We start from the raw sequence: 26636 nt of genomic DNA on the forward strand, positions 1-26636 counted from the left end.
AGGAAATTCTCATGGGTCATGCGTTAAATAACAGGAGAATAGATACTGCTTCGAGAAAAATCATGGCATCACCGCAGACCATCTATCAGTCATTCTTGAACCCGGAGTCACTTATTACATGGCTTCCACCGAAAGGAATGTCAGGTCATATCGACAGGTTTGAACCCCGAGAAGGCGGAGCTTATAAAGTGACACTAACCTATGAAACAGAACACTCAAACCCTGGTAAGACAACGGAAAAAACGGATGTAGCCCAAGGGGAATTTTTAGAACTGGTTCCTGACAAGCGAATTGTGCAATCAGTAAAATTCAATTCCGAGGATCCGTCGTTTTCGGGGGAGATGATCCAAACATGGTTCTTGGAAGCCATTATAGGAGGCATAAAGGTTACCATCGTTTGTGAGAACGTACCTGAAGGAATAGGCAAAGAGGATCACGACATGGGTTTAAGATCCACGCTGGAGAATCTCGCTATCTTTACGGAATGACCACTGTTTGTTAGATCTTTTCAATTTTAGCACCCGGAGCAGCGTGTTGAGCAACATGATCCCTTGATTGTTCGAAGGCCTGTACAGTCTGAGGTTAATCTGGAATAAATTAGTATATTGTTATTTCACAAAGGGAGCAAATGCCTGAAATGAGCATTTGCCCCCTTTTGGTTGGAGTAGTATTCTTGAACTGGAATACTTTGCAAAGAGATTAGGAGATTTTACATGAAAACAAGAGGGATTATTTTGGTTTTTGATAGGTGCTGCAGGCTTTGGATTCACTCCTGTATTCGTTAAAACAGGCTTTGCCTATAATTATTCTTTAGGACAAATCACGCTCACCCAAATGTTCGTAAGTTTCGTTTTATTATGGGGAATGAGCTTTATGAAAGGATTATATATACAGGACTTATCAAAGCCTGACATGATAAAAATTTTTGCTACAGGTACGAGTGTAGGACTAACAAGTATTTTCTACTATGGAGCGATGCAGTATTTATCTGCTTCTTTAGCTATTATTCTATTATTTCAATTTGTCTGGATTGGTATGCTCTATGAATGGGTGTTTAACAAGGTTAAGCCAACAAAAATCAACCTCATCGCCACGGTCATTACGTTAACAGGCGTATTTTTGGCCTCTAACATCATGGATGGAAGTGTCTTGGATATACCAGTTTGGGGTCTGATTCTAGGGCTGCTATCAGGCTTTTCTTACGCGGGGTTTGTGTTTTTCAGTGGTCAAGTGGCTGTTCAATCCCATCCGGTACTCCGAAGTTCATTGATGGTAACAGGATCCATGATTCTTGTAAGCCTTGTATTTTTCCGGGATATCCCCACTGTCGATGTCTTTGACGGTCGGTTATGGGCAATCGGGGCTGGGGTTGCACTGGTTGGTGCAGTCATTCCACCGTTGTTCTTTGCGGGAGGTGCTCCGCTTCTGTCGGGTAGACTTGCTAACGTGCTAAGCTCCATTGAATTACCTGTCGCTATTATTTCAGCGATGATTATTCTTAATGAATCGGTTAACGCTTTGCAGTATCTGGGTGTTCTAATGATTATTTTGGCGATTTTCGTTAATGAATCAGGGGAGCAGTTAATGAAGGTTAGAAATAAATTATAGTTTTACTAAACATGGTCTCCCACAGATGGATGTAGTCCTAACCAAAACAGAAAACCTTCGCAATCCCATTTAGCGGAAATAGAGCATGATTATTATAAAGTAACCAATCATTAAAATAGTAATAAATATCAAAGCTTCGATAATCTCTCCGGTAGTATACTTATGAAAATATAAAAGAAAGTAGAGTGGCCAGGAAACGTATGACACTCCGCCCAGCATGTAAAAGAATTTTTTGTCCTCCATGTAATCCTCCTTGAGTCATCAGTACTTATTTGTACGATTGAACTCCAGGATAGTTTCATGGATGTGACTATGCCAGAGCCATTTTTGAGCTACTATGTTTTAGTTAAATAACCAGATTATCGTTTAATAAAAAGCATCATCCCTCGTGGGGTGATGCTTTCCTTGTTCACATGCTCTTGGTTAACTCCGCTGGTTTATACTTCTACTGCCTTAACGTTCCTCGTGAATCCTTTCGTCATTTCAGGAGTTTATAAAGCTCCATATGATTTCCTTTTATCTGCTTCCTTGATCACGGTTGGAGAGATCTTTTTCGTAAAATAACTATGAAGAATCATCCCGAAAATGATAATGAACAGACCAAGCAGTGCGAGACCTCCTGGAATAGGAGCCGCTAGCAGCCATGCTTCCCCAATCAGGACAAATAGTACCTGTGTGGACTGTGTCGCTTCTACGGCAGCTAATTTTCCTTGATGTTGTCTTGCACTGTCTGTTGCAATAAAAAATAAGGTGGTTGCGATCACCCCGGAAAATATTGCCACAATGAACGTTTGCAGCAGCTGGCCCGAAGATGGCGGGCCTGCGGTAATGAAGCCCAAAGCACTGATGATCAGCCAGAAGGGAAGACTTGCTAACGTCATACCCAGCACACGTTGAAAGGTATCCAATCTCCCGCTGCAGACATCCATCATTTTCCGGTTCCCCAACGGATAAGCGAATGCTGCGAGAACTACCGGTAGTACACCAATCATTATTTCAGCAGGTGATAACTGGTTCGCTTTTTGAAACTGAATCAGTCCAACTCCAAACAGGATGAAAAGCGAGATGAAAAGTGCTCTAGCCTGGAGTTTGTTCCGTACTTTAACGGGACCTTGTTCGGTTTCAATAGTTTGAAAAAAAAGCGGTCCTAATAATGTCCCTGCTACAATCGTCAGCTGCCAGGTTCCGGCGACTAACCAGCCAGGACCATAAGCCGCAGCATAGGTGAGCGGGGCATAAAATAAAACAAATCCGACAAAGCTCCAACCCAGCCAGTGAAAAGGCTGCTTGCGCATTTCAACAAACAGTTGCCTGCCATTTTGCCTTAGGAGTACAATGATAACTAAAAACGGCACCATAAAAATAAAACGTAAGGAGGAGCTCCACAGCCAGCTACCCCCGGATAGCTCCATTGACCGGTTTAAAATGAAGGTCACCGCAAAGAAGACAGAGGCAAGTATTCCAATAAGTATTTCTTTCATATCATCCCCGCTTTTTCTTTTAATGAGTGATATACTATACTATATTTTATATAAACTATATTATACATATGTTTGCTGTGACTGACCAGTGACTTTATTTTATGGAGGAATTATATGAACGACGAAAAGAAAGAAGTGGAGAAGTTAGCAAAGCAGGTGGGTATAACGTTAAGAAGGATCAGAAACGAAAAAGGAATCAGCCTGAACCAACTCGGAGACTTAACAGGAGTCAGTCCGCTGACCCTTGGAAAGGTTGAAAGAGGAGAAGCCAACCCCTCGCTCACCGTGATCTGGAAAATAGCCAATGGGCTGATGATTCCTATTTCGGTACTGCTTAATGAACATGGCGAAGTAAAGATATCTCGTAACCACGAGGGGAACAGGGTATGGAGTGCGAATGAAGCCTGTCGGTTAGAACCGATGTTTGATGCGTCGACCTATGGGTCAATGGAAGTGCACCGTGCTTTTTTGCAGCCTGGGCAGGAATATGCGCCAGGAGCACATCAGCCTGGTGTGATCGAATATGTAACGGTGATGGAGGGAGAGTTGAAGGTGAAGGTGGACGACGAATCTTACCATCTTTATGCATATGATTCGATTAAATTCAACGGCGACCGGGAGCATGCCTATATCAATCCAACCGAAGATACTTCGGTTTTACACTTTGTAATGACTTATGCCAAATGACGATAAAAAAGTGTTTTGATTCCGGAGTTAAAGTAGTTATGTACTTTCCAATCAAATGGCTTAATTGATCGTACGCTGCCGTAAAAGGTAAAAATAAAATGAGCACTTACCTATTGATGATAAGCGCCATTTTACTTCACCCCGTAAACTTTAAATATAACTTTCATAAGCCTGTTCATACTTTATGGTAGCTATATAGAAAGTGGTGGCGGCCTTAATAGCGTTTATCGAGCGGGATAATTTGTCCTCTGATTTCTCCACCAGGGTTTTGTTCTGTATGAGCGTTTACGTACGTGAGTTCTTTACGCATAAGTTTCAGTAAATCACTGACATTGTCTACTCCCACATCATTGTCCTCAATGTCTTTATCTTTAATAATTCCAGTGATGACCCCTCGTCGGGTGCTTATCCCATTTTGTTGTTCCAACGTCATTAAATCAGCTCCGAAAAGGAAAACGAGCACAGGGCCATTTACATCACGTGCACCAAAGTGGATATGCGCTTGAACGAAATTCTCTATATCTTCAACTTCCAGCTGAAATTTGATTTTAGTACAGTCTTTATGCGCAAGGAATTTAGCAACTCCAAATGCTCGAGTATCCACTGGAGGCACTTCATTTTTACCTTTTAGTTTTGCGATAAACTTATTTTCCATCCTATTCACCTCCTGTATAAACTACTTTATTTTATGTATGAAAAATGAACTTGTATAGGTTAGAAGATTACTGTATGAAAAAAGGCACCCTTTGAACGGTATAAGTTTGGGCAAAGGGAGGGAGTGAAATCATGTCCAGGTCAGCAAGTGAACAAGATTTAGTAAGAGTAGTAGAAATGCCTGGTGAATAAAATAGAGAGAAAAAGTGGCTTACCCAAAATAGGGTAAGCGTTTTTCGTTACTTAGCAATCTGAAAGAAATTTCTCGAAACCGTTCGTGATACACTTTAAAAATATGATCAGAGCGTAAAGGGGGCGTGTGTTTGGTCGCGATGATGGAGGGAGAAGGGTTATTTTCGAAAGGTAAAACGCTTGTCATTCATCGTAAAGTAATGGATTATGGATAAGTATGTCATTTATATATAGGTTATGGAGGATATTATGGAAACACAGCTTAATAGAAAAATCATTCTTATTACGTTTATGATCGGTGCGTTTTTTGCTGTTTTAAATGAGACTTTGCTCAATATCGCCTTGACGGAACTGATGGTTGTATTTGATCTTGAGGCGGCAACAGTGCAGTGGATGGCGACAGGCTTCATGCTTGTAATGGGAGTGCTGATGCCGATATCTGCGCTGTTGATACAGTGGTTTACCACCAGACAGATGTTCATCGGAGTCATGTCGGTCTTTTTAGCAGGCACGATCATAGCTGCATCTGCCATTAATTTTCCGATGTTGTTGACAGGGAGGATGGTCCAGGCGGTTGGAACAGGCCTGCTGATTCCGGTCATCATGAATGCGCTCTTGCTGCTTTATCCCCCGGAGGTGCGCGGGAGAATCATGGGAACATTCGGACTTGTCATCATGTTCGCCCCCGCCATCGGACCGACGTTATCTGGCGTGATCGTGGACTTTTTAGGATGGCGATGGTTGTTCATCACGGTCATTCCCTTTGCCGTATTCTCCATTCTTTTTGGCGTGAAATATTTACAAAATGTCGGAGAAGTAACGCGCCCCAAGGCGGATATCCTTTCCATTGTTCTGTCATCGATCGGAATTGGAGGAATCGTCTATGGCTTCAGTAGTGCCGGAGAAAGCGGGGAAGGGTTTTCATCGGTTTCTATTCTAGCAATCCTGGGAATCAGTTTCGTAAGTTTAATCCTCTTTGTTGTTCGCCAGTTGAAAATTGACGAACCTTTGCTGGATGTTCGTGTTTTTACGTATAAAAGTTATGCAAGAGGTATCATTATTTTTGTAATTGTCATTATGGCCATGTTTGCTTCGGAAATTGTCATGCCGATGTACTTGCAAGGACCGCTCGGTTATTCAGCGAAAGTAGCTGGATTACTGCTCTTGCCAGGAGCTTTGCTGAATGGGTTGATGTCTCCCGTCATGGGGACGCTATTTGATAAATTCGGTCCAAGAAAGCTGATTATACCAGGAACGGTGGTATTAACAGGCGTCATGATTTTCTTCAGTAACCTAGGTCCGGCTATTCCGATCTGGATCTTCATTTTTTCGTATATGGTTTTGATGCTTTCGGTTTCAGCGATATTAATGCCGGCGCAAACCAATGCCTTGAATGAACTTCCGAAGCATTTGTACCCTCATGGCACGGCTATTGCCAATACGTTACAGCCGATCGGGGGCGCACTGGGCGTATCGATATTCGTTAGTATCATGAGCCAGGGACAGAATAATTATCTGGATGAACAATCCGGTTCGGTTACGCAAAAGGTAATGGATGAAGCAATGATTATCGGGGTGCACCATGCCTATTGGTTTGCACTTGCCTTAAGTATCGGAGCGTTTATCATTGCATTATTTATTAGAAAGGCAGTAGCTCCTGATTTTGAGCCGGAAGGAAATGAACAATAGAATTCTCGTTTGTAATAAAAATGAAGCCTGCCATGGGGCTTCATTTTTATATATGCAGTATCGGCCAGCTGCACATGAAAGGTTTACTTAAGGAAGGGGATTTATATCAACAAAAAGGTGCCTGCTCCTTCCACTTCGAGAGACAGGCACCTGAAAATTCTATCACTTTATCCTGAAGATTTAAGCGATGCAGTCGCCGGGTTGATTCGTTTTTCTACAAACCTCTTGATACGATTCATCGCTTCATCCAGCTGCTTGATCGAGGTAGCATAGGAACAGCGGACATAGCCTTCGCCATTTGCTCCGAAGACTTCTCCTGGTACGACGGCAACATGCTCTTCCTGAAGCAGCTGCTCGGCAAATTCAGCTGAGCTTAATCCAGTTGCTTTTATGGATGGGAAGGCGTAAAATGCCCCGCCTGGATTTGGACAGTCGAGCCCAATCTCATTCAAACTGCTGACGATCAGGTTCCTTCGTTGCTTATAGCTTTCCAGCATGTGCTGTACACTTTCTCTACCATTTTTCATCGCCTCTAAGGCAGCGTGCTGGGCCATCGTTGGGGCACACATCATCGTATACTGATGAATTTTTACCATGGCGGAAATGATTTCAGAAGGACCGGTGGCATAGCCGAGTCGCCAGCCTGTCATGGCAAATGCTTTGGAGAACCCGCTGATTAAAATCGTCCGTTCCTTCATGCCACTAATGGTTGGGAAACTGGTGTACGGCTCGTCATAAGTGAGCTCGGCGTAGATTTCATCCGACAGAACGAGCAGATCGTGCTTTGCAATTACTTTCCCAAGTTGTTCCAACTCTTTTTTCTCCAAAAAGGTACCCGTCGGATTATTTGGATTGCACAACATAATCGCTTTCGTGTTTGGGGTAATGGCTGCCTCGATCTGTTCCGGTTGCACTTTAAAGTCATCTTCCGCTTTTGTTTGAATCGTGACTGGAGTTCCACCGGCCAGTGTGATGGCCGGTACATAAGCAACAAAGCTCGGTTCCACGACGATCACTTCATCCCCAGGATTGACAATCGCCCGCAATGCGAGATCAATCGCCTGACTTGCTCCAACGGAAACAATTACCTGGTCACTTGCATCATAGGATAAGCCAAAACTTCTATTTAGGTAGGCACTGATTTCCTCCCGCAGCTCGATCATTCCGGCATTTTCGGTGTAAGAGGTATAGCCCTGTTCGAGCGCATGAAAGCTTTGCTCGATAAAGCTCCATGGGGTTACGAAATCAGGCTCACCGACCCCAAGGGAAATGACGTCATCCATCTGGGCTGCCAAATCAAAAAAACGTCGGATTCCGGATGGCTTCAGATCTGCTACTTGTTTGGATAGATATTGATTCATGGCGATACCACAATTCTTTTATCGTCATCATCTTCATCTTCCAGGATGATGCCGTCATGCTTATACTTTTTCAACACGAAATGGGTCGTCGTTGAAAGGACAGAATCGAGTGTCGATAATTTTTCAGAAATGAAATGGCCGATTTCCATCATCGTACTTCCTCTTACGGAAACGGACAGATCGTAAGCGCCAGACATCAGATACACGGCTTTCACTTCTGGAAAACGATAAATGCGTTCCGCTACTTTATCAAAACCAACCCCACGGGCAGGCGTGACTTTTACATCTACCATCGCAGTCACTTCTTCTTCATTCTCCACCTTCGCCCAGTCAATGAGTGTTGAATAACCGAGGATGGCTTTCTTTTTTTCCAAACTCGCGATCAATTCCTCGATTTCTTCTTTACTTTTACCCATCAGTTTCGCGATTTTTTCAACTTTCAGGTTGGCATTCTTTTCAATCAGTCTCAGTAATTCTACTTCTGTTTCTATCATTTGGAACCCTCACTTTTCAAAGTTACATATGCATCATTCTATCATAACTAAAACATAATCCTCACATAGGGAGGAGAGTTTTTGTACGAAGAAAGGGGGCAGGCCCCTTTCAGTCGTTCGTTGTCTAGTAAATCAATGATTGTCTCGTATAAATTTTTGGTTTTGTCTATTAAATTACTGGAAATATCTGGTTAATTCACGAAAATGTCTAGTATATTCCATGCTTGTCTAGTAAATGAACGTTTTGTCTCGTAAAAGGTAGGGTTTTCATTCTTGTTACTGCTTTATGAAAAACGCTTATTGATAATTGACGATGGCCGGACCAGGGTCTAGTTTTACTACGTCCATTGGCTTAAGTACCGGTTCATCTTTATTATAAAAGATTTTGAAGCCGCCGTACTGGGACGTGTCATCACGGACGAATTTCCGGTACAGGGTCTGCTTGTCCCTGGAAGCTCCCCATCCATCGAAATTCAGCGCTACTTCGACGTTATCGGTCGGCTGGACGGCGTCTTTATTTGTCAGTACGCCATCGGTGAACTGGTGGACGAGGACGAATTTATCCGGCAGGTCATTTTTCCCGACGATCTCGGACAAGTACTCAACTGCTTCCTGGACTTCTTTTCCGTCGACTTGACCAAGGTCTTCACCGGGAACTTCTCCTTCTTCGACACGGAATTCCGTATCGATGGCGAGATGGACATAAGGGAGCTTCAGCCATTTTTCAATCAATTTAACCTGATTCATGACGGAGTCTGTGCCGAGCTGGATATCGAGGAGGAGCAGGGCATTGTTTTTCTCAGCAAGCTTCGCATATTTCTCAATATCCTCTTCGGGTGTCATGCGATAGAATTTACCATTTGGGCCGGGATCGCGTTGAGCCACTGTCGTAATCAGCTCAATGGTCGGAATGGCTGGCCGCTCCGGATCGGCATCGGAATAGGCCTGTGTCTGTTTTTTTAATTTTTCCATCATGGCTTCTGGCTCCATTTCACCGAGGATCCCCATGTTTTCTGAGTTCGGGTGGCCGTAAAAAGCGACGAGCCGGTTGTTTTTCAGTGGACCATCAGTTTGATCGTCGGCACCTTTGACAAGCATCTGGCCGACAGGAACCGACCGTTTGGAATTATCGACTCCTTCCGTCTGGGACTCCGGCATGTTTTTAAGCTCTTTCTCAGACAGCTTTTGTTTAAGAGGCTTGGCATCCTCGGAAGGCTGCAATGCTTTGTAAGGCTGGGAGGATTTTTTTTCATCCTCATCCTTTTTCTTGGAGGTGTCTTTGGTTTCATTTTGTTGTGTTTCTTCTGTGTTGTTTTTCTCGTCTTCTGCCTCCCGCGTGTTAGAATCGGAACAGGCCGCAAGGAGCAGGATGACTGTCATGCTTGAGACTAAGAATGACCGTTTTTTCAATGGGTACACATCCTTATCGTTTTAATGATTAATAGAAAAAGCAGCCTGTATTTTATCATAGGATATCAGCTGCAAGCAGGATTTAACGCATTTGAAATCTAATTATTATAGAGATGTTAATGAAATATACCCTGCCACTGGCAAATCATGCATACATTTTTTAATAAATAGAAAAGGAGATCATTATGACAACTAATACTCAGTTAACTTTTGAAAAGTCAGCCATCGAGGCAATGATGGCAACAGACCCGGAAATGGAAAAACTGGTCACACTGATTGGGGACATTTACTTGACAAAAAGGGAAGACCATTTTAAAAGTCTTGTCCGATCCTGTATCGGCCAGCAGCTTTCCGTAAAAGCGGCAAAGACGATCTATGAGAGGTTTGAGGAACTGACAGGGGAAATTACACCAGAAGCAGTTTTGAAATTTTCTGAAGAGGAACTCAGAAGCGTTGGTCTTTCAAAGCAAAAAATAGCCTATTTAAGGGATCTCAGCGAAAAAGTGTTAGCAAAAGAAGTTGATCTTAATCAACTGGAAAGAATGGATAATGATGAAATAAGGAAAGTGCTGACAAGCGTAAAAGGGATTGGGCCCTGGACGGCTGAAGTTTTCCTGATTTTTTCATTGGGGCGGACAGACGTTTTGCCAGTAGGGGATCTTGGTCTTCAGCGAGCCTGCCAGTGGCTGTATCAGGCGGAGCAGGATAACAATGGGAAACATCTCATCAAGAGCCATGCAGGGAAGTGGCATCCGCATTACACCGCGGCGTCGCTTTATCTTTGGGAAGCGATCAATAGAGGTTTGGTAGCGCAGTACACAAGTATCGATGAAGCCTGGGAGCAGTTGAAGAAATAAAAAAAGCCATGAGCCTGATCATTTCAGGCTCATGGCTTTTCGTTTGTTTAATCCTCTACAACAAATTCAAAGTTGCCTTCGAATTTAACATCTTTACCAAGCAGAACGCCGCCTGTTTCTATAGCTGCGTTATAAGTCATGCCATAAGCTTCGCGGTTGACTTTGCCTGCTACATCGAAGCCGGCGATCGTGCTGCCATCCATCGGGCTTTTGGATACGCCGTTATATTCTACGGTGAATGTTTCTTCACGTGTGACATCTTTTATTGTGAAGTCGCCAGTCACTTTGTATTCATCATCGGAAACTTTCTTGATCGATTTGCTTTCAAACACCATGTTTGGGTATTTTTCAGATTCAAAAAAGTCACCGGAGCGAAGATGGCCATCGCGGTCTTCGTTGCCTGTATCGATGGAAGTGACCGGGATAGTAACCGTCACTTTAGCATTACCCAGATTTTCGAGATCTCCATTGAAGTTTACATCGAATTCCTTGAATTCACCTTTTGCTTTCGAAACCATCATATGTTTGATTTGAAAGTTCAAGCTGCTGTGCACGTTGTCTAAGTTTAAGGTTGTCATAAAAAACTCCTCCTGAAAATGATTGATTTTTTATCTTGAATTAAAGATAACTTAAAAATATCTCAAAGTCAAGATTAATAATGAAAAAACACTCTAATTCAAGATATATGCATCGTATTTATCCTCCTTCATAAAGAAAAAATAATGCTGTTGATTTTTCGTAATGGTTGAAAGGGCCGTAGCAACACGGAGATTTAACAGCAACCAAAGGAAAAAGGCGCCTTCTCCCGGCAACTCAAAGTTGAGATTGACCGGGAGCTAGACGCCTTTTTCTGTGTCTGGCTGGTCGATTGACAAAATAGATGCCAGCTAAAATGAGGCTTCCGCCTGCCAATGTTGATATATGTAGCTGCTCGTTCAATAATAGCCATCCAAAGATGACACCGAATAATGGAGCAAGGAACAAAAACGCACTGACTTTTCCAGGATCCTCTTTGTTCAAAAGATAGAACCAGATGGCGAATTGGACAATCGAAGCCATGATGGCCAGCCATATTAGGATAAAGATGGATAGTGGTGTAATGACGAAGTGTGTCTGTTCAAATAAAGCACTTCCCATTAGCAGGATAATGCCTCCAAAAAGCATTTGATAGGCAGTCAGCACCCATGTATCGAACGTGCTTCCCCATTTTTTCATCAATAAAGTCGCGATGGCCCAGGAGACTGCACTGAACATCCCTAACAGTGTACCTGGCTGCTGGATATCGAGACTTGCTCCCAGGGTGATGAAGACTCCCAGAAAGCCGATGAGGACACCGCCCCATTGCATCCAACGGTATTTCATACCCATGAAAATTGTACCGAACAGCACCACAAGCAAAGGGTTGGTAAATGTCAAAATCGACGATTCGCCTGCGGTGATTGTCCGCAAACTGAGGAAGATAGCCCCCATGACACCCGCTGTTTGAAACAAACCTACCAATAGCATTTGGAACCATTCCCTGATATGGGTGGGGTGTTTTCGTCTAAGCACCAATACCATCAGAGCCATCAGCAAGCCTGCGATCGTAAATCGTAAACCCACCAGCAGTAGTGGGGAAACAAAATGGAGCCCGATTTTTCCGACAGCAAAAGAGGAGCCCATCAAGCTGGTCGTGATCACTAGCAAAACAGTAAAGCCTATTCTGTTCAAAATACTCACCTTCATTCTGTTCACCATAATTGTTTTAATTTTCTAATTATAGCATATTCCTTTGAGTTGAGAACTTCCTATTACTATTAGAAGGTTGGTTTTAACAGGAAAGTAAAAAAGTCCTTCCCATGCCAAGCAGCAAGGGAAGGATTTTAAATTGGAGACCAGCAAGAGTGAAAGTATACCCAGAAAAAGTTTAAAGAAACAGGATACGGGAGCTCCATTTCAAGCGTTGTGTTTACTATTAATGGAAAGTATTCCATCCTATCCGTAAAGTTCCAGGCTGACTACTCCGATTATAATCAGCAAAATGGATATGATTTTCCGTGGATTTGCTGATTCGCGGAAGATTAAAATACCCATCAATGTGGTTGCTGCCACACTGACCCCTGACCAGATCGCATACACGATACTTATTTCGAGATATTGTACTGATAGCGTCAGGTAATAAATGCATAAGGTGAAAAAAACGAACACACCGATGCTTGGCAGTTTTCTTGTGAAACCCTGGGATAGTTTGACACTCATATTTCCAAGGGTGGAAAAGACCAAGCTTATGATCAAGTATAGAGAAGCCAAGGGATCACCTCTTTTCTGGGGATGTTTCTCTTTGTTCCGGTAAATTCAATCCCACTACGCCTGCAAGAATTAAAGTAGTGCCAAGGACCTTGACCATAGAAAGCGGCTCATGGAACAAGGATACGGCGATGATGGTTACGACGACCACGCCGCCGCCCGACCAAATGGCGTTGATGATCCCGATTTCGCTGGAGCGGGTGATCACCACGTAAAGTGAAAGAGCAATCCCATAGCAAGCCACTACAATCAATGTTGGCCCTGCCTTCGTGAACCCCTCGGAGATCTTCATGAAAGAAGTGCCGATTACTTCAAAGAAGATCGAAAAAGTTAACAGAAGATAGTTATTCATGCTGGATACCTCCATTTATCGTATGGTTTCCTTTGTTTTGAAAATTCGTTTTTTAACGATACCATCTTATCCAATTATTGAAACGTAAAATACAGGTTAATTTAGATATTTTGAGATAGGAGTACTATCGGAATGCTGATTACAGAAAACGATTCTATATGGAGATTTGGGAGGCAGCATGAAAAATGAATGAAATATGAATTTACTTCGGTCAGAGGAGAGAAAGGGATAGCTCGTCCATCCAGGTAGTACGCATACCTGTTCTTTGAAGCAAGGTATTTACCAGATGGTGCACCATTGATCATTTTTGGAGGGGAGAAAGATTAGGGTCTGGGGCATTGTAGTGGCAACTGGTTGCTTGGGGCAATTACTTCAGCACCATGTGCCCTGGAGAAAGACCTATTTATCAACTGGTAAACAAATAACAAAAAGATAAGAGCAGGATCACACGGTGATTCTGCTCTCTTTCTGACACAGGCCACCAGGATTAATTAGAGTGATAGGGTTAATACATTAATGTTCGTTTAGTACATCGGAAACTCTCTTGGCATCATGTGATGGGATTGGTGTGATCCTTGCATTGCCATGTAATGTTGCTCCAGTTTCATCGCAGCCTGGAAATGCTTCTGATAAAAGTGCATATGTTTTTGCGGGTCGACATACTCATACCTTTTTGCCATTAATCCATAAAAACTAGCTTCACTTAACAGGTCTTTCATTTTTTGATCCATATGCATGAAAAAAATACCTCCTGAAATTAATGTAGGTTACATACACACGGTATTCAATTAAATACATTTGGGTTGGGCGTTTATCTACTAAGGGAAAAGCTTAGAAAACTGGACCGGCTAAAGGAGGTAATCGCCAGCCAGCTTTTAAATGCACTTATCGCTTGGCTGAAGCGGATCTTCGCCCTTTTTTTGAATGACTGGGGGTGGATGGATTCCATATATTGTTAGTGTTAATGAAATCGCCAGTATTGAGTGAACCAGCACCTGAATTGGAATTGGAAGTGTTCTTAGGGGCTAAGTAAAAGGAATCTCCGACATTCACGACCCCGCCACTTACACTATTAATTTTTATTGGTCCGAGGTGTGATGGCATGGTGGTACTCCTTTCTTCTTAGAATGAACGATCAAAAATCGTGATTGTTCAATATCAATGTATACTTCTATCACTATTGTATTGGTCAAGTGTAAGGAAGGAGTGTGTATTCACCTTCTTTTTACTGGAATTGATGACAGTACCTAAAGGAAAAATGGTAACGTGCACGAAAGTCCATGAAGCTTCGTATAATAGGTCGGGTTGTATTTTAAGATGATCGATAACCGTATAGCGTTTCACTGTGTTTGCAGCAGGTTTTATAAGGCTCTTTATATCTTGTTTATTTTTAAAAAATGAAAGCGGAAGGGGAGAGGGCGTTGGGAGTAATGGAAACACAGCTCTGGTTAGATGATTTCGTGAAAGCATGTGAAAAGAAAAGCCTTTTGTTTAAACCCCCTCATGATGAGCAGCGTGAAGCGCTTTGCCGTCCGATCCAAAAAACATTATCCAAAATCCCCCCGGCAGAATTACAGGCCATACTATTGAAGCATGGCTTGTTCGAACCGTTCGAGTGGAAACATATCCATCGCTCGGTTCGTGAGATGGAGAAAAGAGATATATGGAAGATTGTTGAAGAGGAATACCATCGTTTGAAGAGAAAGTGGCATGGACCCGAGGCACCCATTTATATCTATCCGATAGCCCGGGCACAGCAACCTGCTGGAAGACGTCCCATCGAAAAAAGCGGGGTAAGTTTTAAGGAATGCTTATTTTTATTTTTGGCACCTGATACGCCGTTGTTAGAAATAAAAGCTTTATTGGCACATGAGTATAATCATATGTGCCGATTTTCCCGGAGTAATCTGGATGAAACAAGGCTACCGCTCAAGGAAGTGCTGGTCATGGAAGGTCTGGCGGAAAATGCGGTGCAAGAATTGTATGGGGAAAAGCTGCTGGCGCCATGGACCCGTAACTATCGGAATAATAGAGTGAGAGAAATATGGAAAAGGCATTTTCAAACCGCTCTGCATGTGCAAGGACAGGAAAAGCATCAGAAATTTTTGTATGGGAAAGGCAATGGTTCACTCCCAAGATGGATTGGCTACCAAATCGGCTTTCAAATTATTACTTCTTATCAGGAACGCCATGGACGTCTTACCACGAGAGAATTGTTGACGAAAACGGCTGATGAACTGATTGCGGGCTCCAGTTTTCCAACTGATTAGCCTGCGTATAGTTACTAGGGTTCCCACTTCGTAAATTCCACACTTTTTACACATTTGAAGGGAGTGTGCCTGCTTCATTTACCAGATCCCCTCTGTGACAAGGGTTCATCAGGATAACGCAGTCAGTTGGATATCGTATTCCGGAAAAATACAGGGTTTACAGACGGCTGGTATTTGATACAATGGCGGAAACTATCCATTGAAAAGGAGAATGACATTGCGTAAAAAGTGGTTATCAGGTTTACTGTTTGCAGCATTTTTAACTCTGGGTGCATGCAGCAGTGAGGGAGAAACAGCAAAAGATAATGAGAAAAAAGATACACAACAGGAACAGCAGTCCAGTGAACAAAGTAAAGGTAATAAAGAGGGCAGTAAAAATGGTGAACAGCCGAAAATGCCTGAACCAGATCTGGAAGGCACACCGGATGTTGTAGCAGAAGTCAATGGAGAAAAAATCAAGAAAAAAGAATTTGAAACAGCATATAAACAACAGTTCCAACAGGCGGCCTTGCAATCACAGATGTCCGGGCAGGAGGTTGATCAGGACAAGCTGAAAAAACAGATGGTCGACAGCCTGGTAGGTCAGGAGCTTCTCATTCAGGAAGCAAACAATCGTGATTACGAAGCGACGCAGGAAAAGAAGGATAAAATTCTCCAAGACTTGGCCAAGCAGAATAAAGCTGGGTCAAAAGATGAGTTCCTTGCTCAATTAGAAAAACAAGGCATGAGTGAAAAAGAAGTCATGTCTCAACTGGAGAAGCAAATTAAGGTAGAGCAGCTGATTGCCGCTGAAGCTGGAGACATCGAACCTACAGAAGAAGAAATGAAAAAAATGTATGAGCAGATGAAAGCGCAGCAAGAAAAAGCGGGGGGAGAAAGTAAAATCCCTTCCTTCGAGGAAGCGAAACCATCCCTTGAACAGCAATTGAAGCAGCAGAAAGAAGCAGAAGAAGCTCAAAAGCTTATTAAGAATCTGCGGGAAGATGCAGACGTTAAAGTCCACATATAATAAATAGAAAGCCAGGTCCGGAATAGGACCTGGTTTTTTAATTCATGGAAAAACTATGCCCGATTAAAAATGGCAAGTGTTTGAGGAGCGATCATCCATGTTAAAATGACAGGTAAATGTTTTGGAATCCGGGAGGTGCTGGAATAATGCTGGGGGATCCGTTTGTTCAGTCCGTCCTGTTAATGGCGGGCGGTGTTTCGCTCCTGTTTATTATCTTTATTATGATTCTTTTAAAAAGAAATAAACGAAAATAAGCGGGTTACACACCGCGTAATAGATGGAGTGACCGTTTGGAAAGAGCCTGTCTCAGTGTAAGGAATGATGGCTCTTTTTTTGTATATATATCGCCGTTTGGCCAGGAGACGAGAATATTAAACCCTGTTGCCGAGAGGAGGTAACCGGCAACAGGGTCATTTACCTGCTAATCCAACCATCGGTTTAGTACCAAGCTGCTCCTACAATGATAAGCAGGATAAACAAGACAACGATCAACACGAAAGTGTCTCCATAACGGGAACCACCGTAACCAAGACCTCCGTAGCATCCGTAACCCATATTTCACCCTCCTAACTGTCAGATTTAATCAATTGGAAAGTGAAGGGCAAAGCCACTTCCCTTTCCCTAATTAGTCTATGTAGGTGTACCATGATTGGAAAGGACATTCATACAAAAAAATTTAGTTAAGTTTTAAATATGGATATACGCCGTTACCCACCGGACTGCCTGCCATAGAATAGGTATGAATCTTACTGCAGGTAAAGGAGGTAAAAGGCTTGTTCGATAATTTCGAAAAAAAAACCGGTGTGAAAATGGACGAAGTCATGAAGCTTGCTCAGTCTTTACAGGGTACTAACTTCAAAGATGAAAAAACAATTCGAAACGTGATCAACAAAGTCTCTAAGCTGGCAAATAAGCCAGTCTCGAAAAGTAAAGAAGACATGATTGTAAACGCAATCCTAAATGATAAAGTACCGAAAGACTTGTCCTCGATTGAGAAAATGATCAAGAAAAAAAGGTGATTCTTGTGAGGCTGCCAGGTGTCATGCACGCTGGAAGGTACAGGGATTAGATATGGGAGTAACCTGGATCAGTCTGATCCAGGTATTTTTTGTATTTAGGTCCTGTTGGCTCATGCGTTGAGCCAATCATAGTACAACGTGGACGGATCCTCCATCACTTCATTTCGATAGACCTGGGTAAAGGTCTGGACGATTCCGCCATAAAAATAACCGAGGAAGGTCTTCTTGATCATTCCTTTCTTCTGCGCGAAGATAGATTGCTTGAATGTACGATTGATGACTTCTATGTAATGGTCAACTGGATAGTTCAATTGGAATTTACGGAAAGCATGTGTGACACTTTTCCAGGCTGAACAGATGGCGTCTATAGGTAAAAAAGCTTGTGTAAGCGATGTGAAGGCTTTCGGTATGTAAGAAGGAAGGTAATCCGTATCGAAATCGCGTTTTTGTGCAGTTTGAGGCGTAGCTTTTTCTTCGACCGATTCCGGCTTAATGTTGATCTTTTCTGAAGGTTTCTGGTCTTCTTTTTCCAGCCATGGAGCGGACGTTTCATCTTTGGGAAGGATGACGAGGATGTTGACGCCGCGCTTCCCATTGGGACGGGTAGCAGGTACGCGTTTTAAAAGCCCTTTTTCAACAAACGTATTGATCGCGCGGATGACAGTACTGCGGCTGCGCCCGGTTTTCTTCTCGATCGTTTCGTTTTTCGCAAAAGACACGCCGGGATATTTAACAGAATGACGCCAGATGAATTTCAAAACATCGAGAGCTCCAGCAGAAAGTTCCGCTTTGTGGTGAAATAAAAAGGCACGTACACGCAAATCCATGTTTTGTTTATTGGTGAAGGATTGTAGTTTGCTGATCTCTTGTATTTTCATCGTGACATCATCCAATCAGAGCTTTTATCTTTATAATCGTATGGATGATAAGATAGGTGCTATTGAGGAGGAGAAAATTTCGTTACCTGTACGATTTTTACAAATCTTTTTGTTAATAATCTTTGTTTTGCCTATGTTTCGGAGGGTTCTATTACGTCCTAACGCTTGTGGGATGAAGCTTTGAGAAGGTTTAGTGCCATGTCATTTAGCGTGTCAGCAAGGGTGGCAAAAAAGATTGACCGATAAAATAACAAAAGCTCAAGGCGTGCTGATGCCTTGAGCTTTTGATTATCACCGTTTTTTTCGTGAACGTCTCATGATGGCACTGATGATAAAGACAAAAATGATTGCGCCGATCAAAGCAGGTACAATCGCAATTCCCGCTAAGGATGGTCCCCATGAACCTAATAATTCACCGCCGATCCAGGCACCTACAATACCTGCGATGATATTTCCGATGATGCCTAATGGCATGTCACGGCCGATGATTGCTCCGGCAAGCCAGCCGATCAGTCCGCCAACGATTAAATATAAAATAAAACCCATAATGGTTAACCTCCTTTTTAAGAATCTATTATGGATATATCCCACATGAACAAATTTAAAACATCAAGTGCAAAGATCTCTTATATAGGCATAATGGAAACGATTTGTTGAATACGTACAAAAAAGGTAGAATTCCCGGCTTGTAATGCGATGTGGTCTGTCTGAACATCCGTCAATTCACCTCGGATTGTATCTTTGGTAGTCTCGACAATCAGGTTTTTGCCAAGGACAGACTGGAGACGGTTAACAACAAAAGGATCGACCAGGGTTGTATATGAAGAATTGAATCCCTGGTTCCTGCTTTGATGGTAATACATGAAATTCCCCCTATTTGGTAATCGGTACACTTTATGCAGTGGGCCAGGGAGTGGTGAGGAGGACATAAAAAACCCCTTAACCTGGAAACTGTTCCATGTTAAGGGGTTATTGACTACTGGATAATCGGCTCGAACCTTTCCCGGTAACCGGGATGGAGTAAATAATATAAAGGATAACCTTTGGTATAAAAATACTGGATGAGCGGACCTGCAAAGGCGGTGCCGACCAGCGTGCCGATACCTACAGGACCACCGATCAAGAAAGCAGTCGTCGACGTTGTGAGAGCAATTGCTGTCTGACTCACCAACAGACTGATTCTGAACTTCTTGGCGATGACTAGGAATAATTGATCGACCGGCGCCCGTGGCAGCTGAGGTAAAATATATATAGCTACACCTAAGGCAATGAATCCTACACTGATGATTACGGTAATGAGCTGGATAAGAAATGGTGCGGCTGCCAGGCTCATATTTTTGAAAACGACTTCGAGCCAGAAGTCCAGAACCAGACTTTCCAACACAAGCGGCAGTAAAGCTCGGAATTCCGGTTTTTGCTTTGCCAGCCATCCATTCAGGAAAATGAACGCAAGCTGGAAGGTGCCGTACCAAATCCCTACTGTGAAACCGAATTTATCTTCCAACCCGACAAACAATGCCGTCCAAAATCCTGCACCTAAAGCAGCTTTAATCAAAAGGGCTACACCGAAAAAATTGACAACTATACCAAGGATATATACCGACATGCGAAAAAGCATTTATGCACCCTCGTCTTTCTCATAATTATTGGTGGATATTTTATTATCAGGCAATTTTATTAGCCGAGTATTTTTGCGTCAATAGGTGTGGGGAAATTTTTTAATGGTAAAATTTTAACGAACGGGAGAAGTCCTTAAATACATAATAGGACAGGGGTCCTGTGAATAGCATGGTATATAGAGACTACCTGAGAGGGTGAAAAGAACATGCAATTTCATGTGGTAGTATCCGGCGAGACGTTATGGGCTATAGCCCGGCGTTATCGTTCCAATATGAATCAGATTATATTAGCCAACCAGATAAAAAACCCGGATGTACTTGTGGCGGGTCAGGCGCTGGCCATTCCGGAACCGGGAAGGGAATATGTGGTGCAGGCGGGAGATACGCTGTGGGCGATTGCGCAGCGTTATGGAATTTCTGTGCAGGATTTAGCACAGGTAAATCAAATCAGCAATCCTGCTTTGATTTTTGTCGGAGATATGCTGGTGCTTCCTTATTTTCCTTATACCGTTCAGTCGGGGGATACCTTATGGGCAATTTCCCGCAGGTTTGGTGCTTCGATGCAACGGATCATTCAAATCAATACCATTACCAATCCGTCGATGCTGTCTGTCGGGCAAATTTTGTACATCCCAAGGGAGCCCAGGCCTGTAACAGAAATTAATGCTTACATTACCAACATGAGTGAGGAAGGAAGACGTGAGGTTCTTGCCCTTGGACGGAATTTCACGTATCTGTCGCCGTTCACCTACTCAATCAGAGAGGATGGAACGATTACGGATTTGAACGATGCGGGAGTATTGGAAGCGGCGGATACTGCTAATATTGCTCCCCTGCTTGTATTGACCAATTTCAGGGGTCGGTCGTTTGACTCGGATATCGCGGCAACCCTTTTACGAAGTCCGGAATTACAGGAAACCTTGCTTACGAATATCCTAAGTACGATGGAAGCGAAAGGCTATACCGGCCTTAATGTCGACTTCGAATATGTCTATCCAGAGGACCGGGAAAACTATAATAATTTTCTGAGGCGGGCCGTGGCCAGGCTGCGACCGGAAGGGTACACGGTTTCAACGGCACTTGCCCCAAAAGAAAGCGCGGATCAGCAGGGACTTTTATATGAAGCACATGATTATGCTGCCCATGGGGAAATCCTCGATTTTGTTGTCATCATGACCTATGAATGGGGATGGGCCGGAGGCGAGCCTTGGGCGATTGCTCCGATCAACAAAGTACGGGATGTCCTGGACTATGCCGTGACAGAAATTCCAAGGGAAAAAATTCTGATGGGTATCCCATTATACGGTAGGGACTGGAAGATTCCATGGGTGCAAGGGACATTCGCCAGGACGGTGAGCCCTAAGGAAGCAGTCCAATTGGCGCAGCGATACGGAGTAGATATCCAGTATGATGAAACTTATCAATCTCCTTTTTTCCGTTATGTCGATGGAACCGGCCAGGAGCATGAAGTCTGGTTCGAAGATGCGCGCAGCGTGCAGGCGAAATACGACACGATAAAAGCATATGGCTTACGAGGCGGCAGCTACTGGGTGCTGGGAAGTACATTCCCGCAAAACTGGCCGGTGTTAAGGGATAATTTCATGATCCGGAAGTATTCGTGACTGTCAGCGGTTGGTAAGTTCAGGTTTTGGTGATACAGGTAATGGATATTGCAGAGATCAATGCCCCTGCCAATCATAGGCGTACCAGACTCCGGTACGTCTTTTTCTACATACTTTTATAGAAAAGACTAAATACTTCTGTGAGAGCAGCTAATGAAGAGATAAAAATGGTAAAATAAATGGAAAATAATAGATTGTTATTATTTTAGTTGATTGTCTGTAAAGAAAGGGTGTTGGGATGATGAGAAGATGGAGCAATTGTTGGAACAGTTACCGGAGCTTGAGACGAAGCGGTTGATTTTAAGAAAAATAAGCCTGAATGATATCGAGGATATATTTGCGTACGGCTCCAATGCTAATGTATCGCAATATGTCAGTTGGGAGACGCATCAATCGCTGGAGGACGCCCGGCAATTCGTAGAGTTTGTCCAGGAAGGATATCGACTGGGCAAAAAAAGCGTTATGGGGAATGGAGTTGAAGTCTACTGGAAAGCTTGTGGGTACGACTGACGTTGTAACCCTAAATACCAAGCATAAGCGGGCGAAAATTGGATATGTACTAGCCGAGGAATATTGGGGGCAAGGCTTCACTACCGAAGCTGCTGAGAAAATCATCGCTTTTGAATTTAACGAATTGAACTTAGAGCGGATCCAGGCACGGTGTTTTGTAGATAATATTGGCTCACAGCGGGTAATGGAAAAGGTCGGCATGACAAGGGAAGGAACCATAAGAAAAGGAATGCTGGTAAAAGGAAAGTTTCAGGATTTGAAGCTTTATTCCATTTTATCGGAAGAATTTCATCCATGATTAGGGGGGAGTAATGATCGAAAAACAAAACAAACAGCTTTATTTTAGTTTGGTATTAGGTACAACAGGAATGGTTTTGATCGGATTAGGGATCATGCGTTACTTTACATTGACAGACGACGCCATCGGGTTTGGATTATCGTTGCTGGGGTTTATTATAGCTAATAACTATTTGCTTTACATAGAAAAGAAAGCCGGTATCAACAGCCAAACAGTGCGGATTCAGTCTATCACGGGAACTGTGATTTTAGCAGGTACTTCCTATCTTTTTTTATCTAGTATTTAGGTAATATGATTTTGTAGTCTGAGGGAGGAATCGCTATGATACAGGTGGTAAAGGCGAACGTTCATCATGTCCAAGGGATAGCTGATGTTTGTTCAGTAGCTACGCGAGCCACTTATAAAGATATTTACACGCCGGAATATATCGAGCGGGTTATCAAAAAATTCTATAACCCGGCCAGAATTTTAACGGAAGTCACTTATTCAGGGAAAGACTGGGGCGGCTATTTCGCAGCGGTTGAAAACAATGAAGTGATTGGTGCTTGTGGAGGCGGTATGATCAGCGATATTGCGGGCGAAGTTTATGTTTTATATCTTGATCCTCGAAGACGTAATGAGGGAATTGGTACGAAGCTGCTGGAGGCAGTCAGCCATCAGCAAAAATATGAGTTCCATGCGAAAGAACAGTGGGTTTCTGTTCAAGAAGGTAACACCAAAGGGATTCCTTTCTATGAAGCCAGAGGGTTTGTATACCAGCATAAACAGGCGGGGTATGGTAATGGAGAAGCAGAAAACGATAGCTCATTACGATACCATCGATATCTATAAGTTTAACAAGGTAACACAGCACCCTTTCTGCAACGCGCCCATACGATAAAGAGTGAGCGATAAGGAGGGCGAGCGATGTATAGGAATCTTTTTCAGGGTGCATACCCTTTTGATGAGCGACAAACCACAGCGGAGTATGGGGCAAAAGGAGCGCTGAATGCAACTTCCCTGAATCTTCCGCAAATGTTGACCTATGCCATTCAGGACGAATATTTGGCACAAGCGAGATATCGGGATGTTTTGAATAATTTTGGGTATGTGCGTCAGTTTGCGAATATTCAGCAGGCGGAATTGAGGCATATCCAGGCGTTGCTCCCGTTATTTCAGCGCTATCAGGTTCCTGTGCCGGCTGACATTTCCGAGACATTTGTGTCGACTCCAGCGTCGGTGAAGCAGGCATTTGCAGGCGCTGTCCAGGCTGAAATCGATAATATTTCGATGTATAACAAATTCCTTTCCTACATGCTGCCAAAGGATGTAAGGATGGTATTCACCAATTTACGTAACGCTTCTATGAATCATCTGGCTGCATTTGAGAGGGGACTGGCGCGAGACCTTCATGAATGAATCCGGTCAAAAAAAGAAAGGCAGCATGTTAACCAGGAAAAAGGGGGAGGTCACTGGTAGGGTGCTGCCTTTATTCACTTTTATCCTAACAGATATAGACGCTTTAAACCAATAAAGTAATTAAAATGTAATACGAATTTTACAATAACACCTATTTTTAACCATACCTCCCCATGTGATTTAACTTGATATGTAAACTATTAGTTAGTAACGTAGTTACATATTTTACACATTATTTGGTGGATAACGGAAGATAATGTCACTTGGTGTATATGTTTTCTCATAAAAAGTGGAGATTTATTTAGATAATAAGCCTGTATTGTTTCAGGTACCGGTTGTGATAACCTTTATAGATGATGGGTGAACGTCCTCCTTGCATGGGGGACGTTTTTACTTTCAAATGTATTGTTTTTTCGTATGTTGTCTAATGAAGGAGTGGCATAGTTGGATATATTAATCACCATTTTTTTCTTAATCAGTGTTACATTCCCGGTTTTGCATATCTATCATTGCCTGCCGTTTTTTCGTGAGTCTGGTGAAAGAACCGACGCAAATCGTGAGCTGAAACGATGGAAGAGTGAACATGGCTATGATATGGAAAAAGGTATAAGTATATTAGTTCCGTGTTTTAACGAAGAGGACATTATAGAAACGTCAGTTGAGAGCATGAAGTCTTTGTCGTATTCCCGGTTTGAAGTTTTTTATATCAATGACGGTTCATCAGACAATACGATGGATCAGTTGGATGAATTATTGGATTTGACCCCCAGCAGCATCGCATCACAGGGAGAGCTTACTTATGAAGAAGTCAAAAAAGTATACCAATCTTCCCATTATCCTAATATCTATGTGATCGATAAGGAGAATGGCGGGAAAGCGGACTCTCTGAACGCCGGTATTGAATATGCAACGAAGGATTTAGTTGTCACATTGGATGCCGACACTATTTTAACCAGAACGGCATTAAATTCTGTCAACGAGGCTTTTGAGGATAGAAATGTAGTTGCGGCAGGAGGTATGGTACATGTACTGCAGACAAAAACAGATCATCCATTGAGCCGCTTATCTTTAAAAAATACGAATATGCTGATACGTGTGCAAGTACTTGATTTCCTGAAAGCATTCTATATATCCAAATTATCACTGGTACGGTTCAAAGCTTTGGCAGTCATATCAGGTGCATTCGGGATTTTCAATAAGCAAGTGCTGATTGATGTAGGAGGCTATCGTAATTCGATCGGAGAAGATATTGATATCACTTTACGTATCCAGCGGTATATAGCCAAGCATAAAGACATGAAAATCAGTTTCATAGCTGATGCAGTAGGCTACACGGAGCTACCTGAAACATGGAGGGACTTGACCAAGCAGCGGCTGCGTTGGCAGAAAGCCTATATCGACTGCATCATTCACTTTTGGGCGTTTTTCTTAAAAACGTTACTTACGAAGCCTGTATCCTTTTTTTATGTATTTGAAACATTTCTTATTGGGACGCTGGCGGCTTACGTCATGACAGGTATCATGACTTACAATATAATCAACAACCCGGGGAATTCGTTCATCGATTATATGTTTTTCTATTTGTTCTTCCTGATTTTATTTGGAATCGTGTATGACCTTGTGGCACTTCGGATGAATAAACATTATGGGTTTTCATTCAGCAAAATGGATAGTCTTCGTTTGTTTGTAACAATCCTGTTTGATATTTTCATCTATCGATTTGTAGCCGTTTATTATGTCATGTATGGCAGTATTTCCTATTTCTTCAACAAAAAATGGAACAAAGTCTCCCGGACTGGCAGAAGTTATAGCCAGCAAACGGCAACAGGAAGATTAGCTAAGTCCAGGGAAAATGTATCTTAAAGTAGGTGAAAGTATGAAAAGTAAGAAAATATTGTTGTTTACATTGACAGCCTTGACAGTTTTAGTACTTGGAGTAGTCAGTTATCTTTTCAACTTTGTAACATCAACATCCGCAAGTATCAAGGAAGATATCGATAGGAATCCAAAGGTTGCAAACCGTATGGAGAATATCGACCTTGGAGAAGGAGATCCGATATCGATTCTAATCATGGGGCTGGATACCCGGGCTGGTGAAGGTGGCGGCCGTGCTGATGCCATGGTCCTTGTCACCATTAATCCAGCTGACAAATCAACCCATATGGTCAGTATCCCGCGTGATACCTATATGAAAATAAGTGGAGCAGAAGACAAAATCAACAGTACTTACGAGGCAGGCGGAACAGCGATGACTGTTTCGTCGGTTGAAAAACTGCTGGATGTCCCGGTAGATTACTTTGTCAAGGTGAATTTTAAAGGGTTTGAAGGTATTGTAGATGCCCTGGGCGGGATTAAGCTGAATAATGTTTTGGAATTCGATACCTATGATTCTGAATTCACTGATGAGAAGATGTATTTTCCAAAAGGTTGGAATCATTTGACCGGCAAAGAAGCTTTAATCTATGCCCGGATGAGGAAGCAGGACCCACGAGGGGACTTTGGACGGCAGGAGCGCCAGCGTCAGGTAATTGAAAAGGTCATCGAAAAAGGATCGCGCACTTCATCCATTTTAAAATTTGGTGAAATTGCTACGGTAATCCAGAATAATGTAAAAACAAACATGTCCCTGAAGGATATGGGGCAAATCCAATTGAATTATAGAGATGCCAGAAATAATATCAAGCAGCATAAAATAGAAGGCTCAGAGGAAACAATTAAGGGCACTTACTATTTTATGCCTGATGAGGATAAACTTAAGGAACTCTCTAACGATCTGAAAGTACATCTGGACCTAATCGAATCTGAACCTGATGAAAGTAATGAGCAGGCTGATGATAATCCGGAGCAAAATAAGGAAGATAGTGGAAAAGACAAAGAAGAGTCTTCAGAAAAAAAGTCTGATGAGCAGGAAAATCCAAATAAGAAGGATAAAGAGAACGATC

General features: G+C 42.7%; 31 protein-coding genes and 1 pseudogene. 16 read left to right on the forward strand and 16 right to left on the reverse strand.

The features are described 5' to 3' along the window. Positions 1 to 11: 11 nt before the first annotated feature. Positions 12 to 488, forward strand: a complete 477-nt coding sequence (locus tag BLV00_RS02020) for an SRPBCC domain-containing protein (RefSeq protein WP_093041776.1) — start codon at positions 12 to 14, stop codon at positions 486 to 488. Positions 489 to 741: 253 nt separating this feature from the next. Beyond that, positions 742 to 1608, forward strand: a complete 867-nt coding sequence (locus BLV00_RS02025; RefSeq protein WP_093041779.1) for an EamA family transporter — start codon at positions 742 to 744, stop codon at positions 1606 to 1608. A 491-nt stretch (positions 1609 to 2099) separates the two neighbouring features. Here BLV00_RS02025 and BLV00_RS02030 read toward each other — a convergent pair whose 3' ends face one another. After that, positions 2100 to 3089: a DMT family transporter gene (locus BLV00_RS02030; RefSeq protein ID WP_093041782.1), complete on the reverse strand. Its 990-nt coding sequence runs from the start codon at positions 3087 to 3089 to the stop codon at positions 2100 to 2102. Positions 3090 to 3203: 114 nt separating this feature from the next. Between BLV00_RS02030 and BLV00_RS02035 the strand changes: the two genes are divergently transcribed. Next, on the forward strand, positions 3204 to 3776 hold the full coding sequence (locus BLV00_RS02035) for a helix-turn-helix domain-containing protein (RefSeq protein WP_093041785.1): 573 nt from the start codon (positions 3204 to 3206) through the stop codon (positions 3774 to 3776). A 214-nt stretch (positions 3777 to 3990) separates the two neighbouring features. Here BLV00_RS02035 and BLV00_RS02040 read toward each other — a convergent pair whose 3' ends face one another. Continuing rightward, a complete protein-coding gene (locus BLV00_RS02040; protein ID WP_176791284.1) occupies positions 3991 to 4431 on the reverse strand; it encodes a CHRD domain-containing protein in 441 nt (146 codons plus the stop codon). A gap of 440 nt (positions 4432 to 4871) precedes the next feature. Here BLV00_RS02040 and BLV00_RS02045 point away from each other — a divergent pair, with 440 nt between their 5' ends. After that, on the forward strand, positions 4872 to 6311 hold the full coding sequence (locus tag BLV00_RS02045; protein WP_093041791.1) for an MDR family MFS transporter: 1440 nt from the start codon (positions 4872 to 4874) through the stop codon (positions 6309 to 6311). Positions 6312 to 6478: 167 nt separating this feature from the next. Here BLV00_RS02045 and BLV00_RS02050 read toward each other — a convergent pair whose 3' ends face one another. The 3 genes from BLV00_RS02050 to BLV00_RS02060 all read right to left on the reverse strand — a co-directional run bounded on the left by BLV00_RS02050 (position 6479) and on the right by BLV00_RS02060 (position 9585). Continuing rightward, positions 6479 to 7672 (reverse strand): aminotransferase, encoded by a 1194-nt coding sequence (locus BLV00_RS02050; protein ID WP_093041794.1) that lies wholly within the window; start codon positions 7670 to 7672, stop codon positions 6479 to 6481. Beyond that, positions 7669 to 8166 (reverse strand): Lrp/AsnC family transcriptional regulator, encoded by a 498-nt coding sequence (locus BLV00_RS02055; RefSeq protein WP_093041797.1) that lies wholly within the window; start codon positions 8164 to 8166, stop codon positions 7669 to 7671. Before BLV00_RS02055 ends, BLV00_RS02050 begins: the two co-directional genes overlap by 4 nt. 297 nt (positions 8167 to 8463) lie before the next feature. Further along, entirely contained in the window at positions 8464 to 9585 is a 1122-nt protein-coding gene (locus BLV00_RS02060; protein ID WP_425441629.1) for a hypothetical protein, read from the reverse strand. A 176-nt stretch (positions 9586 to 9761) separates the two neighbouring features. On the opposite strand from BLV00_RS02060, the gene BLV00_RS02065 reads away from it, so the two are divergent. Further along, on the forward strand, positions 9762 to 10433 hold the full coding sequence (locus BLV00_RS02065; protein WP_093041802.1) for a DNA-3-methyladenine glycosylase family protein: 672 nt from the start codon (positions 9762 to 9764) through the stop codon (positions 10431 to 10433). A 47-nt stretch (positions 10434 to 10480) separates the two neighbouring features. Here the strand turns inward: BLV00_RS02065 and BLV00_RS02070 are convergent, their stop codons facing one another. The 6 genes from BLV00_RS02070 to BLV00_RS02095 form a co-directional block, all read right to left on the reverse strand. Next, on the reverse strand, positions 10481 to 11011 hold the full coding sequence (locus BLV00_RS02070; protein WP_093041805.1) for a YceI family protein: 531 nt from the start codon (positions 11009 to 11011) through the stop codon (positions 10481 to 10483). Between the two features lie 235 nt (positions 11012 to 11246). Next, a complete protein-coding gene (locus BLV00_RS02075; protein WP_245728731.1) occupies positions 11247 to 12170 on the reverse strand; it encodes a DMT family transporter in 924 nt (307 codons plus the stop codon). 237 nt (positions 12171 to 12407) lie between these two features. Then, complete coding sequence (locus BLV00_RS02080) at positions 12408 to 12722, reverse strand: DMT family transporter (protein ID WP_093041808.1); 315 nt, start codon at positions 12720 to 12722, stop codon at positions 12408 to 12410. Between the two features lie 4 nt (positions 12723 to 12726). Next, on the reverse strand, positions 12727 to 13071 hold the full coding sequence (locus BLV00_RS02085; protein ID WP_093041811.1) for a DMT family transporter: 345 nt from the start codon (positions 13069 to 13071) through the stop codon (positions 12727 to 12729). 524 nt (positions 13072 to 13595) lie between these two features. Continuing rightward, entirely contained in the window at positions 13596 to 13808 is a 213-nt protein-coding gene (locus BLV00_RS02090) for a hypothetical protein (protein WP_093041814.1), read from the reverse strand. 148 nt (positions 13809 to 13956) lie between these two features. Beyond that, the gene (locus BLV00_RS02095) at positions 13957 to 14175 is read right to left on the reverse strand and encodes a spore germination protein (RefSeq protein ID WP_093041817.1); all 219 of its coding nucleotides are present in this window, start codon (positions 14173 to 14175) and stop codon (positions 13957 to 13959) included. 326 nt (positions 14176 to 14501) lie between these two features. Between BLV00_RS02095 and BLV00_RS02100 the strand changes: the two genes are divergently transcribed. After that, complete coding sequence (locus BLV00_RS02100; protein WP_245728751.1) at positions 14502 to 15341, forward strand: DUF2268 domain-containing putative Zn-dependent protease; 840 nt, start codon at positions 14502 to 14504, stop codon at positions 15339 to 15341. A gap of 211 nt (positions 15342 to 15552) precedes the next feature. Further along, a complete protein-coding gene (locus BLV00_RS02105; protein WP_093041823.1) occupies positions 15553 to 16350 on the forward strand; it encodes a SurA N-terminal domain-containing protein in 798 nt (265 codons plus the stop codon). Positions 16351 to 16788: 438 nt separating this feature from the next. Here the strand turns inward: BLV00_RS02105 and BLV00_RS02110 are convergent, their stop codons facing one another. Further along, on the reverse strand, positions 16789 to 16905 hold the full coding sequence (locus BLV00_RS02110) for a YjcZ family sporulation protein (protein ID WP_084315614.1): 117 nt from the start codon (positions 16903 to 16905) through the stop codon (positions 16789 to 16791). Between the two features lie 218 nt (positions 16906 to 17123). Between BLV00_RS02110 and BLV00_RS02115 the strand changes: the two genes are divergently transcribed. Next, positions 17124 to 17369: a stage VI sporulation protein F gene (locus BLV00_RS02115; protein WP_093041826.1), complete on the forward strand. Its 246-nt coding sequence runs from the start codon at positions 17124 to 17126 to the stop codon at positions 17367 to 17369. 110 nt (positions 17370 to 17479) lie between these two features. Here BLV00_RS02115 and BLV00_RS02120 read toward each other — a convergent pair whose 3' ends face one another. The 4 genes from BLV00_RS02120 to BLV00_RS02135 form a co-directional block, all read right to left on the reverse strand. Then, positions 17480 to 18247, reverse strand: a complete 768-nt coding sequence (locus BLV00_RS02120) for a helix-turn-helix domain-containing protein (protein WP_093041829.1) — start codon at positions 18245 to 18247, stop codon at positions 17480 to 17482. Positions 18248 to 18538: 291 nt separating this feature from the next. Then, entirely contained in the window at positions 18539 to 18793 is a 255-nt protein-coding gene (locus tag BLV00_RS02125) for a GlsB/YeaQ/YmgE family stress response membrane protein (protein ID WP_093041833.1), read from the reverse strand. Between the two features lie 80 nt (positions 18794 to 18873). Then, a complete protein-coding gene (locus BLV00_RS02130; protein WP_093041836.1) occupies positions 18874 to 19110 on the reverse strand; it encodes a YuzF family protein in 237 nt (78 codons plus the stop codon). A 113-nt stretch (positions 19111 to 19223) separates the two neighbouring features. Further along, positions 19224 to 19865, reverse strand: coding sequence for a YczE/YyaS/YitT family protein (locus BLV00_RS02135; RefSeq protein ID WP_093041840.1), 642 nt, complete (start codon positions 19863 to 19865; stop codon positions 19224 to 19226). 207 nt (positions 19866 to 20072) lie between these two features. On the opposite strand from BLV00_RS02135, the gene BLV00_RS02140 reads away from it, so the two are divergent. From BLV00_RS02140 to BLV00_RS22270, 8 genes and pseudogenes are all read left to right on the forward strand, one after another. Next, complete coding sequence (locus BLV00_RS02140) at positions 20073 to 21488, forward strand: glycoside hydrolase family 18 protein (protein ID WP_093041843.1); 1416 nt, start codon at positions 20073 to 20075, stop codon at positions 21486 to 21488. A gap of 249 nt (positions 21489 to 21737) precedes the next feature. Further along, positions 21738 to 21998, forward strand: a complete 261-nt coding sequence (locus BLV00_RS22620; protein WP_342721961.1) for a GNAT family N-acetyltransferase — start codon at positions 21738 to 21740, stop codon at positions 21996 to 21998. Then, entirely contained in the window at positions 21964 to 22296 is a 333-nt protein-coding gene (locus tag BLV00_RS22625; protein WP_342721962.1) for a GNAT family N-acetyltransferase, read from the forward strand. The genes BLV00_RS22620 and BLV00_RS22625 overlap by 35 nt, the downstream gene beginning before the upstream one ends. Positions 22297 to 22309: 13 nt before the next feature. Continuing rightward, positions 22310 to 22582, forward strand: coding sequence for a hypothetical protein (locus BLV00_RS02150; RefSeq protein WP_093041845.1), 273 nt, complete (start codon positions 22310 to 22312; stop codon positions 22580 to 22582). A gap of 35 nt (positions 22583 to 22617) precedes the next feature. Continuing rightward, a complete protein-coding gene (locus BLV00_RS02155) occupies positions 22618 to 23127 on the forward strand; it encodes a GNAT family N-acetyltransferase (RefSeq protein WP_093041848.1) in 510 nt (169 codons plus the stop codon). A 75-nt stretch (positions 23128 to 23202) separates the two neighbouring features. Further along, entirely contained in the window at positions 23203 to 23694 is a 492-nt protein-coding gene (locus BLV00_RS02160) for a ferritin-like domain-containing protein (protein ID WP_093041851.1), read from the forward strand. A 444-nt stretch (positions 23695 to 24138) separates the two neighbouring features. Continuing rightward, positions 24139 to 25557 carry a glycosyltransferase family 2 protein gene (locus tag BLV00_RS02165; RefSeq protein WP_093041854.1) on the forward strand — a complete coding sequence of 473 codons (1419 nt, stop codon included), beginning with the start codon at positions 24139 to 24141 and terminating at the stop codon, positions 25555 to 25557. Further along, positions 25547 to 26485: pseudogene (locus BLV00_RS22270) on the forward strand (LCP family glycopolymer transferase); the annotation flags it as partial. The gene BLV00_RS02165 and the pseudogene BLV00_RS22270, both read left to right, overlap by 11 nt. Between the last annotated feature and the right edge of the window lie 151 nt (positions 26486 to 26636).

The sequence above is a fragment of the Thalassobacillus cyri genome (genome assembly GCF_900107755.1).
GTDB classification, from domain to species: domain Bacteria; phylum Bacillota; class Bacilli; order Bacillales; family Halobacillaceae; genus Thalassobacillus; species Thalassobacillus cyri.

Excerpts from the sequence above, each read along its gene's own strand:
- BLV00_RS02020 (WP_093041776.1), top strand. The coding sequence starts at position 12 with ATGGGTCATGCGTTAAATAACAGGAGAATAGATACTGCTTCGAGAAAA.
- BLV00_RS02030 (WP_093041782.1), bottom strand. The coding sequence starts at position 3,089 with ATGAAAGAAATACTTATTGGAATACTTGCCTCTGTCTTCTTTGCGGTG.
- BLV00_RS02035 (WP_093041785.1), top strand. The coding sequence starts at position 3,204 with ATGAACGACGAAAAGAAAGAAGTGGAGAAGTTAGCAAAGCAGGTGGGT.
- BLV00_RS02040 (WP_176791284.1), bottom strand. The coding sequence starts at position 4,431 with ATGGAAAATAAGTTTATCGCAAAACTAAAAGGTAAAAATGAAGTGCCT.
- BLV00_RS02045 (WP_093041791.1), top strand. The coding sequence starts at position 4,872 with ATGGAAACACAGCTTAATAGAAAAATCATTCTTATTACGTTTATGATC.
- BLV00_RS02050 (WP_093041794.1), bottom strand. The coding sequence starts at position 7,672 with ATGAATCAATATCTATCCAAACAAGTAGCAGATCTGAAGCCATCCGGA.
- BLV00_RS02055 (WP_093041797.1), bottom strand. The coding sequence starts at position 8,166 with ATGATAGAAACAGAAGTAGAATTACTGAGACTGATTGAAAAGAATGCC.
- BLV00_RS02065 (WP_093041802.1), top strand. The coding sequence starts at position 9,762 with ATGACAACTAATACTCAGTTAACTTTTGAAAAGTCAGCCATCGAGGCA.
- BLV00_RS02070 (WP_093041805.1), bottom strand. The coding sequence starts at position 11,011 with ATGACAACCTTAAACTTAGACAACGTGCACAGCAGCTTGAACTTTCAA.
- BLV00_RS02075 (WP_245728731.1), bottom strand. The coding sequence starts at position 12,170 with ATGGTGAACAGAATGAAGGTGAGTATTTTGAACAGAATAGGCTTTACT.
- BLV00_RS02085 (WP_093041811.1), bottom strand. The coding sequence starts at position 13,071 with ATGAATAACTATCTTCTGTTAACTTTTTCGATCTTCTTTGAAGTAATC.
- BLV00_RS02090 (WP_093041814.1), bottom strand. The coding sequence starts at position 13,808 with ATGCATATGGATCAAAAAATGAAAGACCTGTTAAGTGAAGCTAGTTTT.
- BLV00_RS02095 (WP_093041817.1), bottom strand. The coding sequence starts at position 14,175 with ATGCCATCACACCTCGGACCAATAAAAATTAATAGTGTAAGTGGCGGG.
- BLV00_RS02100 (WP_245728751.1), top strand. The coding sequence starts at position 14,502 with ATGGAAACACAGCTCTGGTTAGATGATTTCGTGAAAGCATGTGAAAAG.
- BLV00_RS02105 (WP_093041823.1), top strand. The coding sequence starts at position 15,553 with ATGACATTGCGTAAAAAGTGGTTATCAGGTTTACTGTTTGCAGCATTT.
- BLV00_RS02110 (WP_084315614.1), bottom strand. The coding sequence starts at position 16,905 with ATGGGTTACGGATGCTACGGAGGTCTTGGTTACGGTGGTTCCCGTTAT.
- BLV00_RS02120 (WP_093041829.1), bottom strand. The coding sequence starts at position 18,247 with ATGAAAATACAAGAGATCAGCAAACTACAATCCTTCACCAATAAACAA.
- BLV00_RS02125 (WP_093041833.1), bottom strand. The coding sequence starts at position 18,793 with ATGGGTTTTATTTTATATTTAATCGTTGGCGGACTGATCGGCTGGCTT.
- BLV00_RS02130 (WP_093041836.1), bottom strand. The coding sequence starts at position 19,110 with ATGTATTACCATCAAAGCAGGAACCAGGGATTCAATTCTTCATATACA.
- BLV00_RS02135 (WP_093041840.1), bottom strand. The coding sequence starts at position 19,865 with ATGCTTTTTCGCATGTCGGTATATATCCTTGGTATAGTTGTCAATTTT.
- BLV00_RS02140 (WP_093041843.1), top strand. The coding sequence starts at position 20,073 with ATGCAATTTCATGTGGTAGTATCCGGCGAGACGTTATGGGCTATAGCC.
- BLV00_RS22620 (WP_342721961.1), top strand. The coding sequence starts at position 21,738 with ATGGAGCAATTGTTGGAACAGTTACCGGAGCTTGAGACGAAGCGGTTG.
- BLV00_RS02150 (WP_093041845.1), top strand. The coding sequence starts at position 22,310 with ATGATCGAAAAACAAAACAAACAGCTTTATTTTAGTTTGGTATTAGGT.
- BLV00_RS02155 (WP_093041848.1), top strand. The coding sequence starts at position 22,618 with ATGATACAGGTGGTAAAGGCGAACGTTCATCATGTCCAAGGGATAGCT.
- BLV00_RS02160 (WP_093041851.1), top strand. The coding sequence starts at position 23,203 with ATGTATAGGAATCTTTTTCAGGGTGCATACCCTTTTGATGAGCGACAA.